Raw genomic sequence first — 13,475 nt, 5'->3', positions numbered from 1 at the left:
CGGCGGCGCGGGGAGCCGGAGCGGGCTCAGAGGGTGCCGGCCAGGGACACCGGGCCGAGGGTGCCCGTCACGCCCCGGACGGTGACCGTCTCGGCCGGGGACCAGGTCCTGTCCGTGTGGCGGACGATGTGCAGGATCCGGCCGTCGGCGGTGGTCACGGCGAGCTGGAGTTCCCCGTCGACGGTGCCCGCGCCGACGGACGTGGCCGTCACGGCGCCGAGGTAGCCCTTCAGGTCGCCGAACTGCGCCCAGGTGCCGTTGCCGTACCGCATGGCGTGGTACTGGCGGCTGCCGCCGTCGGTGGCGATGACGAGGTGGGCGTCGCTGCCCGCGCCCGCCATGGTGACGGCGGTGACCGGACCGGTGGCGCCGGCCGCCCGGGCCACGTCGCCCCAGACCGTCCAGACCCCGGAGGTCCGGCGGACGGTGTGGTACGCCTTGCCGCCGCTGACGGCGACCAACTGGAGCTCACCGCCGGCGGAAGCGGTGGCGACGGCGGTGACGGTGCCGATCGGGCCGCCGGTGGCGACGGCGACGTCACCGAACCGGGTCCACCTGCCGTCGGCCCCGCGGACCGTGTGGTACACCTTGCCGCCGGCGACCGCCACGACGTGCAGGCTGGTGCCGATGGACACGGCCGACACCCGGGTGACGTCGTTCAGCGCGCCGGCCTGGGAGTTGACGTCGCCGAAGGTGCCCCAGGTGCCGTCCGCCGACCGTACGACGTGCCGCAGGTGTCCGTCGCCGCCGAGCGCCACCACGTGGGTGTCGCCGTTGATGCCGGCGACGGCGGCCGCCCGCACGCCGCCGATGTCACCGGCCTCCGACTGGACGTCGGTGAACGCGGTCCACGACCCGTCGGCCAGCCGGATCCCCTGGTAGAGGCCGGTGCCGGCCTGGACGACGGTCTCGGCCTTCCAGCCGGGGGTCAGGGCCCGCACGTCCTGGACCCAGTCGGCCAGGTCGTCGATCCGGGCCGACACGGCTCCGGTCCGGGTCTCCGTCGCATCCGTGCCGAGACAACCACCCTGCCAGGAGCGGCTGTTGACACCCACCAGCTCACCCTGGGCGTTGAGCAGGGGGCCGCCGGTGTCGCCCTTGCAGATCGCGTCGGTGCCCTTGCCGGTGATGGACAGCGTGGTCGCGTCGGCGGAGTCGAGGGTGAACGCGCCGGTGTGCGGCCGGTCGGGGACCCACACCGTGCCGGTCCGGCCGAAACCGGCCGCCGTCAGCTCGCTCCCGGTCTGGGGGCTCGCGGTGGCGCGGCGCACCCCCGCCAAGCCGGTGGCGGGGGCGGCGAGGCGGGCGAGGACCAGGTCGCGGTCGGTGCGCGGCCGGAGGTCGACGACCGCCGCGGCCGTCCCGTCGCTCAGGGTGGCGGTGGTCGGCAGGGCCGGCTTCCCCGCGGGCACCAGGTGCTCACCGGGCGTCTGGGCGAAGCAGCTGGCGGCGGTGGCCAGCCACCACTGGTCGATCAGGGTCGCGGTGCAGCCGCGGGCGTCGGCCTCGTCGCCGATGGTGAGCCGCACGACGGACGCCGGCTGCCCGTCGGCGGCCTGCGGACCCGTCACCGCCCCGGCGGGCGCGGGCGCCAGCAGTCCGGCCGACGCGGCGGCGGCGGCGGTCATCAGCAGGGCCGTGGTCCGCGCCGGGCGCGGACGGGATGCGAGCATGTCTCTTCCTTCGGTCGGCTTGCGGATGTGCGGCGGAGTCACGCGCTGGTCCGGATCTCGACGAGCATGAACTCGCGGCCCTGCTCGTCCGCGCTCTCGCCGACCGGGGTCCAGCTGTTCTTCGCGACGTCGAAGCTCTTCTCCTCGGTGCCGGTGGTCATGTCGACCTGGGTGGCGTAGTCGTTGCCGCGCACGCCGTACACCGAGGGGATCTCCAGGGTCAGCCAGCCCGAGGTGCCGGTGACGTCGAAGCAGACCTTGTCCTTGCTGCGGGCCCAGACCTCCAGCTGGCCGGTCCCCGTCACGCAGTCGGCGAGCGTGATGTGGCCGTCGCCGCGCTTGAGAGTGATGCCCTTCTCCGCGAGGATCTGGTCCGCGCCCGGGTAGTTGAAGTCCTCCACGGCGTAGCCGGGGGCCTCGTCGGCCACGGCCTGCACGGGCGTGCCACCGGCGGGGGCCTGAGCGCCCGGCGTACCGCCCGCTGTCGCGAGCCACGCCAAGGCGCCCGCCCCCACGGCCGCGCCAACAGTTCGCACAATCAGCTTTCGTGTCTTCACCTGGGCGACCTTAACAGGCTGTTTCACTTTAGTGAAAGCATTTGATCACCGAGGCTCATGCGATGCAGCCGTTCACATGCAAGAATCCCTGCTTCGACGTGCTACCTCGACGCGTCCGACACACCTATATGTGCAGTCGCATGCGACAGGCGTGATAATGCTCGGACCGCCGGATGCAGCGAGAGGTGAGCAAGCGTGAGTGAGCCCGAGGGAGAGCGACTGGCGGCCCGTCTCGAGTACCTCTTCGAGCATGTGCAGCCGCTGGGCAGACGCCACACCCTTCAGGAGGTGGTCGACGGCATCAAGGCGGTCGACGAGCCCGGAGGCGTCTCGCTCTCGGTGGGCCGTCTGTCGATGCTGCTCAACGGCAAGGCACCCAATCCCACCGTCGGGACGCTGCGCGCGCTCGCCGACTTCTTCGGTGTGCCGGTCGGCTACTTCGTCGACGACGCCGTCGCCGACCGGACCATGGCCCAGCTCGCCCTCCTCAAGGCCATGCGCGACCACGACGTGAAGGCGGTCGCCCTGCGCGCGGCGGCGGTGGCCACCCTCTCCGCCCACGGCCTGGACGTGGTGCGCGGCCTCGTCGAGCAGTCCGCCGACCGGCCGCGGGAACCCGGCCGCCCGAACTAGCGTCTCCCCTCCCGTGACATGACCGGGCGGCACGCCGCCGATCGGGCCGGGGGGAAGGGAACGGGGTGCTTCACGGCATCGGGGCACGGGCGGGGTCGTGGTCCGACTTCCGGGACCGGTGCGACGCCATCCTGGACGACCTGCCGCTGCCCCGGGCGCGGCCCCTGACGATCGACGCGCTGTGCGCCGCGATCGAGCGCCGGCACGGCAGACCGCTGACCCTGTCGCCGCTGCCGGAAGACGCGGGGGCCACCGCCCATCTGTGCGGACTGTGGATCAGTCTCGGCCACGCCGACCACATCTTCTACGAGACGTCCACCAGCGACCTGCACCAGCGGCACATCATCCTGCACGAGCTCTCCCACCTCCTGCTCGACCACACCACCCCCGGTCATGAGGACGACGGCGACGGCGGCGGGGGCGGCGTCGGGCACCTGCCCGGCATGGAGTCGCTCTTCCCCGACCTCGACCCCGCCATGGTGCGGCGGCTGCTCGCCCGGGGCCGCACCGACTACACCGAACTGCAGGAGCAGCAGGCCGAGCTGATGGCCACGCTGATCCACCAGCGGTCGGCCGGTCACGGACCGGACGGCCTGCCGCCGGCCGCCGACGGGTCCGAGGTCCTCGGCCGGCTGGCCCGCGCCCTCGGAGCGGAGCGCCCCCGATGACGGCGATCCGACCCTTCGAGGCCGTCCTGCTGGTGCCGATGTGGTCGCTCACCGCGTACACCGCCCGCCGCTGCCTGCGCGGCGGCGCCGGACCGGAGTCACGGCCGTCCCGGACGCTGGCCGCGGTGGTCGCCCTCGTCACCCTGTCGGTCACCGTGGGGGTGCCGGCGGTGCGCCGGGTGATCGACGGCGCCACCGGTGTGCAGAGCGTCACCAACCTCGTCGGCCATCTGCTCGGCATGTCCGCGATCACCTGCCTGACCGCCTTCGTGCGCCAGATGTCCGCCCCCGCCGACGTCGTCACGACGCGTGGCCGCCGCCCCGGCGAGTGGCTGCCGCTCCCCGTGGCCGCCGCCGCGCTCGGCACGGCGTTCTTCCTGGCCCCCCGGCCGGCCGGTGAGCAGCACCTGCTGACCGCCGCCTCTTCGCCCGCCCACGTCGCCTACTGGAGCGTGTTCCTCGGCTACGTGACCTGGGGCGTGAACGCGATCGGCGTGATGTGCCTGCGGCACCGCCGGCAGGCGCCGCCCGGCCCCCTGCGCACCTCGCTCACCCTGATCGGCGCGGGCGCCGCGACCGCCGCCGGCTACGCGCTGCACCGCTGGGCCTACCTGGCGCTGCGCGGCTTCGGCGGGCCGTTGTTCGACGACGCCGTCGTCGTGCCCACCACCCAGGTCCTGCTGACGGTCACCCTGCTGCTGTCCGGGACCGGATTCGCCTGGCCGGCCCTCGCCGAGCGACGGCGCTCCCGCGCCGACCGCCGCGCGCTGCGCCGCCTCGAACCCCTGTGGCGGCTGCTGACCGGCGCCGTGCCCGAGGTCGTCCTCCCGCTGCCGGCCCCGCTGCGCGCCGAGCCCGCCCTTCTGCTGTACCGGTACACCATCGAGATCAGCGACGCGCTGCTCGCCCTCGACCGGTTCCGCGACCCCGGCATCGAGGCGACGGCCCGGGAGCGGCTGGCCGCGCTCGGGTTCACCGGTGCCCGGCTGGCGGCGGCCACCGAGGCCGTCGCCCTGCGCCACGCGGTCGGCCGGGCCCGCGCCGCACAGCCCGCCGCACCCCCGGCCGACGCCCGCCCCCGGCCTCCGCGCGACACCGCCGGCCCCGGGGGCGATCCGTCCGCGTGGCTGGGACGGGTGGCCGTCCACTGCGGCCACCCCGTGGTCCGCGACCTCGCGGCCTCCCTGCCCGTGCCGGCCGGCACCGCCCGTGAGCGGGACATCCCGGACCCGCCGCCGAGCCCGCTCCGGCACCGCGGCACCACCGCACCGCAGCGGACGGCCGAACCGCAGCGGACCGCGGCGGACCGCAACGGGCCCTAAGGCGGTCCCGGACGGGCCCAAGGCCCCCGCGGTGGTGGACCGCAGGGCCGTTCCTCGGCGCCGGCGGGCTCCGTAGCGTCGGGCGCATGGAGAGCAAGCCCCCGCGTCACCCCGCCATCCGCCGTCGCGCCCTCGTCCTGGGCAGCGCGGCCACCGCTCTGGGCCTGGCCGCCGGCATCGGCATCGGGTTCGGCCTGGACGACGGTTCCCCGGGCACCGCCGCCACCCCGGACGTCCCGGCCGCCGCACCCGCCGCACTGGTCGTCCCCGCGCACACCACCGGCAAGGACGGCACCGTCATCCCGTACGGCAGGGCCGGCGCCCCCGTCACCCTGCACGTCTACGAGGATCTGCGCTGCCCGTACTGCGGCCTCTTCGAGCAGGAGCTCGGCGGGACCGTGGACTCCCTCGTCGCCTCCGGCAGGGCGAAGGTGGAGTTCCACCTGGCCGCCTTCCTCGACAAGCGGCTCGGCGGCAAGGGGTCCCGGACCGCGCTCGGAGCGCTCGGGGCCGCCCTGAACGAGAGCCCCGCCCTGTTCAAGGCCTACCACTCCGCCCTCTACGCGGCCCAGCCCGAGGACGAGACCACCGACACCTTCGGCTCCACCGGCAAGCTGCTGGAGATCGCCGGGAAGGTGCCGGGGCTGCGCACACCCGCCTTCAACAAGGCCGTGAAGGAGGGGACGTACCTCGCCTGGGCCGACAAGGTCGCCGACGCCTTCTACACCAGCGACGTCACCGGCACGCCGACCGTCAAGGTCGGCGACACCCCCGTCGCGGTGATCGACGACAGCGGCAAGGCGGTCGGCGCCGACCGGTTCACCCGCCAGGTCGACGCCGCCGCGGCCGGGCGGTGAGCCGCTGACTACCGCAGGAGCACCCCCGACTGCTCCGCCAGGTCCTCCGCGGGCACCGACAGCAGGCCTAGTTCCGCGCCGGACGCCAGCAGGTGGTGGGCGGGCAGGATGCGGACCGTGTAGCCGAAGGGCCCGGTGCGGTCGAGGGAGAGGGGGCCCTCGTACAGCCAGCGGCCCTCGGTGTCCGGCCCCGCGGTGGGTTTCAGGGCGACCGTCGTGGCGTCGGCGAGCCGGTCCTCGGAGTCGACCCGTCCGGACAGGGACTGCACCTCCACGTCGTCGGGGCGCAGGTCGCCGAGGCGGACCCGGACCCGCAGCGCGAGGGTGGTGCCCAGTTCGGCGGTCGCGGTGCTCGTCGAGGTCTCGACGTGGTCCACGGCGACCCGCGGCCAGGCCGAGCGGACCCGCGCCTTCCAGTCGGCCAGCTCCCGCGCCGCGTCCGGACGCATCGAACGGTGGGCCAGCGCGGCGGGGGTGTACAGCCGCTCCACGTACTCGCGGACCATGCGGCCGGCCAGCACCTTCGGCCCGAGCAGGGTGAGGGTCTGGCGGACCATCTGGATCCAGCGGTCCGGCAGCCCCTGCCGTCCGCGCTCGTAGAAGCGCGGGGTGACACGCTGCTCCAGGAGGTCGTAGAGCGCCGCCGCCTCTATGTCGTCACGCCGGTCCGCGTCCGTGGCCGCGCCGTCCGCGGTGGGGATCGCCCAGCCGAAGTCCGGCTGGAACCACTCGTCCCACCAGCCGTCCAGGACCGACAGGTTGAGGCAGCCGTTGAGGGCGGCCTTCATCCCGGAGGTGCCGCACGCCTCCAGCGGGCGCAGCGGGTTGTTCAGCCAGATGTCGCAGCCCGGGTACAGCTTCTGCGCCATGCCCATGCCGTAGTCGGGCAGGAAGACGATGCGGTGGCGCACCCGCGGGTCGTCCGCGAACCGCACCAGCTCCTGGACCAGGCGCTTGCCGCTGTCGTCCGCCGGGTGCGCCTTGCCCGCCACGACGATCTGCACCGGCCGCTCCGGATGCAGCAGCAGTTCCATGAGCCGGTCCCGGTCGCGCAGCATCAGCGTCAGCCGCTTGTACGAGGGCACGCGGCGCGCGAAGCCGATGGTGAGGACGTCCGGGTCGAGCACCCCGTCGATCCAGCCCAGCTCGGCCGTGCCGGCGCCGCGCTGCCGCCAGGACGCCCGCAGCCGCCGCCGCACCTCCTGCACCAGCTGTTCGCGCAGGTCGCGCCGCAGATCCCAGATCTCCTGGTCGGGGATCTCGGCGACGGAGTCCCAGCGGTCGGAGCCACCGACGCTCAGGGCGTCCTCGGCGCGCTGGGCGCCGATCTGCCGGGCGCCGAGGCGGAACACCTCCGGGGCGACCCAGGTCGGGGCGTGCACCCCGTTGGTGACGGAGGTGATGGGTACCTCCTCGGGGTCGAAGCCCGGCCAGAGCCCGGCGAACATCTGCCGGCTGACCCGCCCGTGCAGCAGCGAGACGCCGTTGGCGCGCTGAGCGAGCCGCAGCCCCATCACCGCCATGTTGAACAGGTTGGGCTCGCCGCCGGGGTAGGTCTCCATGCCGAGGCCGAGGACGCGGCCGACGTCGATGCCCGGGAGTTCGGCGTCCGGCCCGAAGTGGCGGGCGACCAGTTCGCGGTCGAAGCGGTCGATGCCGGCCGGGACGGGGGTGTGCGTGGTGAAGACCGTGCCGGCCCGTACGGCCTCCAGCGCGGAGTCGAAGTCCAGCCCGCCGTCGGTGCCCTTGTCGCCCCTGCCGTCGCACAGCTCGGCGATCCGCTCCAGGCCGAGGAAGCCGGCGTGGCCCTCGTTGGTGTGGAACACCTCCGGCTGCGGATGCCCCGTCAGGCGGCAGTACGTCCGTACCGCCCGAACCCCTCCTATTCCCAGCAGCATCTCCTGCAACAGGCGGTGCTCGCTGCCACCGCCGTACAACCGGTCGGTCACCCCGCGCTCGCCGAACTCGTTCTCCTCGACGTCCGAGTCGAGCAGCAGCAGCGGCACCCGGCCGACCTGGGCCAGCCAGATCCGGGCGCGCAGGGTCCGGCCGGCGGGGAGGGCCAGCTCGACCTGGGCCGGGGTGCCGTCCCCCTCCTTCAGCAGGACCAGGGGCAGCTCGTTGGGGTCGAGCACCGGATAGTGCTCCTGCTGCCAGCCGTCCCGGGACAGGGTCTGCCGGAAGTAGCCGTGCCGGTAGAGCAGCCCCACGCCGATCAGCGGGACGCCCAGGTCGCTGGCCGCCTTCAGATGGTCGCCGGCGAGGATGCCGAGACCTCCGGAGTACTGCGGCAGCGCCGCCGTGATGCCGAACTCCGGCGAGAAGTAGGCGATCGCCGCGGGCGGCTCACCGCCCTGCGCCTGGTACCAGCGGTCGCCGGTCACATAGTCGTGCAGGTCACCGGCGGCGGCGGCCAGCCGACGCAGGAACCGGCGGTCCTCGGCCAGCTCGGCGAGCCGCTCGGGGCGCACGCTGCCGAGGAGCCGTACCGGATCACCGTCGGAGATCGCCCAGCGCTCGGGATCGACGGACTGGAAGAGCTCACGCGTCTCCGCGTGCCAGGACCAGCGCAGATTACGGGCCAGATCGCTCAGGGGCCTCAAGGGGTCGGGGAGAACGGGCCGGACGGTGAATCGACGGATCGCCTTCACATTCCACCTCGTCGCGCGTGCGGAGGGGGACGCACCGCGGTGTGCGTCCCGTCGTCAGTGTCGACGGTAGCCGTTACTTGGGGGTTGATGTGGGTGTGTCCGGGTGAGTGGCGTCGACGAAGTCGATGTCCGGGGGGAGAGTGTGGCCCAGTTGTTCGAGACGGCGGGCTACGGCGGGGCCCGGGGCCGGCCCCAGGGTATCGGGTCGCTCCACCCCTCGGTCGGGCCGACTCCGTGCGCGGAGGTCAGGCCGCCTTGGCGGCGGCCACTTGCCGTGCCCGTTCCTCCAGGTACCGCGCCGCCGCCACCCCGCGGTACGGCGGGAGCGCCTTGAGCATCGCCTTCAGGTGCTCATCGCCGCGGGCCGACGAGATCGCCATGTGCTCGTCGAGGAAAGCGTTCCAGCTCCGGCAGGCGGCCTCCACGTGCCCGGTGCGGAACTGGCGCTCGGCGATCACGCCGAGGCAGTGCAGCCTCCCTTGACGCTCCAGCGGGCTGCGGGCCGCGTTGGACCGACGCAGGGCCTTGATCGATCCCTCGGGGTCCTTGAGGTGCCAGCGCACGTGTGCCTCGTGGAAGAAGTAGGCGGCCTGGTCGTAGCCGCCCACGGCGTCGCGTCGGTCCTCGGCCCGGGAAAGCGCGGTCTCGGTCTCCCGCAGCCGGGTGAGGGCGGTGTGCCGGTCGCCGGTCATCGCCGCCGAGGCGGCCTGCTGCCCGCGCAGGAACGCCACGAGACGCGGCCCCGAGGCCGGCGCCGCCTCGGCCGCCGAGTCCGCGAGGTCGAGTGCCTTCTTGCCGTGGCCCAGGTGGCCGGCCTGGAGACTCATGCCGCGCAGGGTCCGGCAGTAGGTGACGTGGTCCCCGGCTTCGCCGGCGAGGTCGAGGGCCCGTAGGTAGTACTTCTGTCCCAGGCCCTGCTGGTTCTCGTACATGGCCATCCAGCCCGTCAGGTACACCAGGTCGGCGGCGGCGGCTTTCATGTCCGCCTGGACCCGCTCGGTGCCGGAGGCTCGCAGGTAGGGACCCACGCTGTTGACCAGGAACGCGGCGGCCATCGGGCGGGCGTGGCCGGCGCCCACCTGGTCCAGGATGTCGGCGATCTTGTCCGTCATCGTGCGCACGGTCTCCACGTCACCGGAGCCGAGGCGTACCGTGCGCCCGGCCGCCGCGGCCCGGGTACGGTCCGGGCGGTCGGTGACGTCGTCGAATCTCGGCACGGCCAGCGCTGCGGCGTACATACCGCCCTTGAGCACTCCGCGCCGGGAGGGGTCCATGTCCGCCCGGCTCAGGTCGATCACTCCGGAGACGGTGTCGCCGGGATCGGTCGCCGGGCTCTCCCAGCCGATCTCGGCGCACGTCACGGGCCGGGCCAGGAACCGCGAGAGCGCCTCGGCGACGGCGGGCCGCGCCTCCGACTTCGGCACACTGCCGCCGAGCCAGTGCGACACGCTCGTCTTGTCGTACCGCAAGGTCACTCCGAGCTCCCGCCCGACGGCGTTCACCCTCCTGGCCAACTGCGCGTTCTGGATGCCTCCCGCCGTCATCAGGGCCGCGAGAGCGGTGTTCGGGGTTCGGTCACGTCGCGCCATGGAGAACTCCCGGATCGGTTCAACCAGTTCAACCCTCCTCCAACTGTCCCCCGTTCCGGCCGGTCACGTAAGGCGGTTGGCTGATTACCGGCCGTTCGCGCACCGAGATGACCACGAAGGCACGCCCATGACGAGACTCCGCACCTTGATCCCGACCACCTCAGCCAACTGCCCCGCCTACAGCCAGACCCTTCCGTGCGCTCCGGAGACGGCTCGGACAGGCCGTGCGTTCGTTCGTGCCGTGCTTGCCGCCTGGCAGTTGAGCGGCCACGCCGACCGCGCCGCGCTGATCACGTCGGAGCTGGTCGGGAACGCCTCGAAGCACACGTCCTGCCGCCTGATCCGGCTGACGGTCAGACGCCCGAGCCCGGCGTGGGTGCGCGTAGGCGTGGTGGACCGGGCACCGTGGGTCGTGCCGGAACTCCACCCCGCCGGTGACGACGAGGAGTCGGGCCGTGGCCTGCTCCTGATCGACGCCATCGCCGACCGCTGGGGCTACGACCTCAAAGGATCGGGGAGACGCCCCTGGGGCAAGGAAGTCTGGGCGGAACTCCGTGTCGAGGGCGGCCGATGAGCAGTGAACCCGTCGAGTCCGCTCCCCTGCCGCCGGGGTCCATCCATCAGCGGCCCCGCCGCGTCCACGCGCCGCGACGGCGACCAGCCACGCCCCCACGACGAGAAGGAAGCCGCCACCTACGCCGACACCGAGCGGAGCACCACCCTTTCTCCGGCGCTGCTCGACGAGTGGACCCCCGCGTTCCTCGCCCAACTCTGCGCGCCCGGGGCCCAGTTCCTACAAGCCGTCGGTGACGACGGCCGCGAGACGGTCTACCTGTTCGACACCGGTCGTGAGTCCTTCGCGGCTCTCAGGGAGCACAACGGCCAGTGGACGGTGCGCCAGGGCGGGCCGGTCGCGGTCTGGGACGCGGTCGAAGGGGCCGTCGCGGCGTGGCGGGAGGCCGGCGCCCCCGGCATCGACGCGGTGCGTGTGGAGGTCAACCAGAGGTCACATACCTACTGGGTCGACGGCGTTCCAGCCCTCCGATGGGAACACCGGATCGACTGATCCCCCGTCAAGTAGGCCTGTCGGCCAATGCGGCCGGTTTCGCCCCCATGGGCCGTCTTGTGCCGCTTCGCGTCACGCGACAGGCTGCACCCTGACGCCCCCGGGCACGCACCCGGGACGCGTCGAGTCGAGGAGGGGAACTCGAACCATGGCACGGACGCGAACCCGGCGGCTGCGCGCGGTGGCGGGCCTGATCGCGGCGGCCACGGCCGTGACGCTGTCGGCGGCCACCCTGCCCGCGCACGCCGCACCGGAGGGCACCGTCGTCGGCGCCGGGGCGGCCGGCTCCGTCGTCGGGAGCTATCTGGTGACGTTGCGGGAGGAGGTGTCGGCCCCGTCGGCGCGGGGCCGGCGGCTGATCGCCCGGTACGGGGCGACAATCGGCCACACCTACGGCTCGGTCCTCAACGGCTACGCGGTCACGGCCGACCCGAGACAGGCCCGGCGGCTCGCCGCGGACCCGGCGGTCGCCTCGGTCGTCCAGGACACCCGGGTGATCGTCGGCGGAGCGCCGGCGGTCCCGGCCGGCCCGGTGCACGCCCGGCCCGCCGGGGCCGCGGGCGCCACCCCGGTCACCCGGCGCACACCGCCGTCGTGGGGGCCGGACCGGCTCGACCAGCCCCGGCTGCCCCTGGACGGCCGCTACTCCGCTCCGTCCTCCGCCGGTGCCGGGGTGACCGTGTACGTGATCGACACCGGTATCCGGATCACGCACAAGGAGTTCGGGGAGCGGGCGAGCCACGGCTGGGACTTCGTGGGCGGCGACCGCGACGCGTCCGACGGCAACGGTCACGGCACGCATGTCGCGGCCACCGTGGCGGGGGCCTCGGTGGGTGTGGCGAGGCGCGCCCGGGTGGTCTCGGTCCGTGTTCTCGACGACGCGGGCGCGGGCACCACCACCCGGGCCATCGCGGGCATCGACTGGGTCACCCGCAACGCCCGGCAGCCGGCCGTCGCCAACCTCAGCCTGGGCGGTCCGTACAACGCGCAGCTCGACGCCGCCGTACGCGCCTCGATCCGGGCGGGTGTCACGTACACGATCGCGGCGGGCAACGACGGCGACGCGGCCGCCCTGCACTCCCCCGCGGACGTCCGGGAGGCGGTCACCGTCGGGGCGACCGACTCCCGGGACGCGCGCCTGCCCTACTCGAACCACGGATCGGCGCTCGACCTGTTCGCCCCGGGCGGGGCGATCACCTCGGCGTCGCACACGAGCGACACCGGCCGGGCCGTCTACTCGGGTACGTCGATGGCGGCGCCGCACGCGGCGGGCGCGGCGGCGCTCTTTCTCGCCGGCCACCGGACCGCCACTCCGGCGCAGGTGCAGAAGGCGCTGGTCTCCGGGGCGGTTCGCGGGAAGGTCTCCGGCGCCGGGAAGGGTTCGCCGAACAAGCTTCTGCAGGTGCCGTAGGCGTGGCGGCACGGTGGGAGCGTCCCGCTCCGTTCGTCCGGGACGGAGCGGGGCAGGTGTGAAGACATACGCGCGAGTAGTTAACAAGGTGCCGGATTGCCCACCCGAATAGGGTGGGAAGACACCACCGCAGGACCAATCTCCCACTTCCATCCGCCCACCCTCGTTGCTGCGGACAGGAGCGGTCATGCCCGCCAAGCACCACCCTTCGTCAGCACCCCCGACGCGCCGTACCGAGGCGCCCGACACCCGCCCCGCCGGGCCGGTGACGGCCGTCGGCCGGATTCCGGTTCTCGATGTCCGTCCCGTGGTCCAGCACGGGCGGCGGCCCGCCAAGGCAGTCGTCGGAGAGTCGTTCGAGATCTCGGCGACCGTGTTCCGCGAGGGGCACGACGCAGTCGCCGCCAATGTGGTCCTCACCGGGCCGGACGGCCGCCCGGGTCCGTGGACCCCGATGCGCGAGCTGGCTCCCGGCACCGACCGCTGGGGCGCCACCGTCACCCCGGACGCGCCGGGGCGGTGGTCGTACGCCGTGGAGGCCTGGGGCGATCCGATCGCCACCTGGCGGCACCATGCCGAGATCAAGATCCCGGCCGGCATGGACACGGAGCTGGTGCTGGAGGAGGGGGCGCGGCTGCACGAGCGCGCCGCCGCCGACCTGCCCGAAGCGGAGCGCGACGTGCTGGTGGCCGCCGTCGAGGCGCTGCGGGACGAGTCCCGGCCGGCCGCCGCCCGGCTCGCGGCGGCGCTGGCACCGGAGGTGGACGGGGTGCTGGCCCGGCACCCGCTGCGGGATCCGGTCTCCGCGTCGGATCCGCTGCCGCTGCTGGTGGAGCGGGAGCGGGCGCTGTTCGGTTCCTGGTACGAGTTCTTCCCGCGTTCGGAGGGCACGCCCGAGCGCCCGCACGGCACGTTCCGCACGGCCGCCCGGCGGCTGGAGCCGATCGCCGCCATGGGCTTCGACGTGGTGTATCTGCCGCCCGTCCACCCGATCGGAACGACGTTCCGCAAGGGCCGCAACAACACGCTGTCGCCGGGGCCGGAGGAC

The 13,475-nt window shown here is 73.7% G+C and carries 12 protein-coding genes; 8 read left to right on the top strand and 4 right to left on the bottom strand.

Translation table 11 applies throughout. The annotated features are described in order from the left end of the window. Positions 1-26: 26 nt before the first annotated feature. Together ACSLTV_RS23380 and ACSLTV_RS23375 are read right to left on the bottom strand one after the other, a co-directional pair. Entirely contained in the window at positions 27-1,673 is a 1,647-nt protein-coding gene (locus ACSLTV_RS23380) for a S1 family peptidase (RefSeq protein ID WP_432157262.1), read from the bottom strand. 38 nt (positions 1,674-1,711) lie between these two features. Further along, positions 1,712-2,230 (bottom strand): hypothetical protein, encoded by a 519-nt coding sequence (locus ACSLTV_RS23375; protein WP_432137907.1) that lies wholly within the window; start codon positions 2,228-2,230, stop codon positions 1,712-1,714. A gap of 195 nt (positions 2,231-2,425) precedes the next feature. Between ACSLTV_RS23375 and ACSLTV_RS23370 the strand changes: the two genes are divergently transcribed. The 4 genes from ACSLTV_RS23370 to ACSLTV_RS23355 all read left to right on the top strand — a co-directional run bounded on the left by ACSLTV_RS23370 (position 2,426) and on the right by ACSLTV_RS23355 (position 5,710). Beyond that, positions 2,426-2,863 (top strand): helix-turn-helix domain-containing protein, encoded by a 438-nt coding sequence (locus tag ACSLTV_RS23370; RefSeq protein ID WP_432137908.1) that lies wholly within the window; start codon positions 2,426-2,428, stop codon positions 2,861-2,863. 65 nt (positions 2,864-2,928) lie between these two features. After that, positions 2,929-3,531, top strand: a complete 603-nt coding sequence (locus ACSLTV_RS23365; protein WP_435612823.1) for a hypothetical protein — start codon at positions 2,929-2,931, stop codon at positions 3,529-3,531. After that, complete coding sequence (locus tag ACSLTV_RS23360; protein ID WP_435612822.1) at positions 3,528-4,853, top strand: MAB_1171c family putative transporter; 1,326 nt, start codon at positions 3,528-3,530, stop codon at positions 4,851-4,853. The genes ACSLTV_RS23365 and ACSLTV_RS23360 overlap by 4 nt, the downstream gene beginning before the upstream one ends. An 86-nt stretch (positions 4,854-4,939) precedes the next feature. Further along, complete coding sequence (locus ACSLTV_RS23355) at positions 4,940-5,710, top strand: DsbA family protein (RefSeq protein ID WP_432157266.1); 771 nt, start codon at positions 4,940-4,942, stop codon at positions 5,708-5,710. An 8-nt stretch (positions 5,711-5,718) separates the two neighbouring features. Here ACSLTV_RS23355 and ACSLTV_RS23350 read toward each other — a convergent pair whose 3' ends face one another. After that, positions 5,719-8,361, bottom strand: coding sequence for a glycosyltransferase family 1 protein (locus ACSLTV_RS23350; protein ID WP_435612821.1), 2,643 nt, complete (start codon positions 8,359-8,361; stop codon positions 5,719-5,721). 245 nt (positions 8,362-8,606) lie between these two features. Then, entirely contained in the window at positions 8,607-9,950 is a 1,344-nt protein-coding gene (locus ACSLTV_RS23345) for a hypothetical protein (RefSeq protein WP_432157268.1), read from the bottom strand. Between ACSLTV_RS23345 and ACSLTV_RS23340 the strand changes: the two genes are divergently transcribed. The 4 genes from ACSLTV_RS23340 to ACSLTV_RS23325 all read left to right on the top strand — a co-directional run. Further along, the gene (locus ACSLTV_RS23340) at positions 9,889-10,524 is read left to right on the top strand and encodes an ATP-binding protein (protein WP_435612820.1); all 636 of its coding nucleotides are present in this window, start codon (positions 9,889-9,891) and stop codon (positions 10,522-10,524) included. The genes ACSLTV_RS23345 and ACSLTV_RS23340 overlap by 62 nt on opposite strands. 3 nt (positions 10,525-10,527) lie before the next feature. Next, a complete protein-coding gene (locus tag ACSLTV_RS23335) occupies positions 10,528-11,016 on the top strand; it encodes a hypothetical protein (protein ID WP_432137915.1) in 489 nt (162 codons plus the stop codon). Positions 11,017-11,164: 148 nt separating this feature from the next. Beyond that, positions 11,165-12,427 (top strand): S8 family peptidase, encoded by a 1,263-nt coding sequence (locus ACSLTV_RS23330; protein WP_435612819.1) that lies wholly within the window; start codon positions 11,165-11,167, stop codon positions 12,425-12,427. A 187-nt stretch (positions 12,428-12,614) separates the two neighbouring features. Then, the coding region (locus ACSLTV_RS23325; RefSeq protein ID WP_435612818.1) for a maltotransferase domain-containing protein at positions 12,615-13,475 on the top strand (861 nt) is incomplete at its 3' end.

The organism is Streptomyces sp. bgisy159 (assembly GCF_965341775.1).
Lineage (GTDB): Bacteria > Actinomycetota > Actinomycetes > Streptomycetales > Streptomycetaceae > Streptomyces.
The sequence above is the reverse complement of the archived record's forward strand: the minus strand, read 5'-3'. Positions and strand labels throughout refer to the sequence as shown.

Excerpts from the sequence above, each read along its gene's own strand:
- ACSLTV_RS23360 (WP_435612822.1), top strand. The coding sequence starts at position 3,528 with ATGACGGCGATCCGACCCTTCGAGGCCGTCCTGCTGGTGCCGATGTGG.
- ACSLTV_RS23355 (WP_432157266.1), top strand. The coding sequence starts at position 4,940 with ATGGAGAGCAAGCCCCCGCGTCACCCCGCCATCCGCCGTCGCGCCCTC.
- ACSLTV_RS23330 (WP_435612819.1), top strand. The coding sequence starts at position 11,165 with ATGGCACGGACGCGAACCCGGCGGCTGCGCGCGGTGGCGGGCCTGATC.
- ACSLTV_RS23345 (WP_432157268.1), bottom strand. The coding sequence starts at position 9,950 with ATGGCGCGACGTGACCGAACCCCGAACACCGCTCTCGCGGCCCTGATG.
- ACSLTV_RS23340 (WP_435612820.1), top strand. The coding sequence starts at position 9,889 with ATGCCTCCCGCCGTCATCAGGGCCGCGAGAGCGGTGTTCGGGGTTCGG.
- ACSLTV_RS23380 (WP_432157262.1), bottom strand. The coding sequence starts at position 1,673 with ATGCTCGCATCCCGTCCGCGCCCGGCGCGGACCACGGCCCTGCTGATG.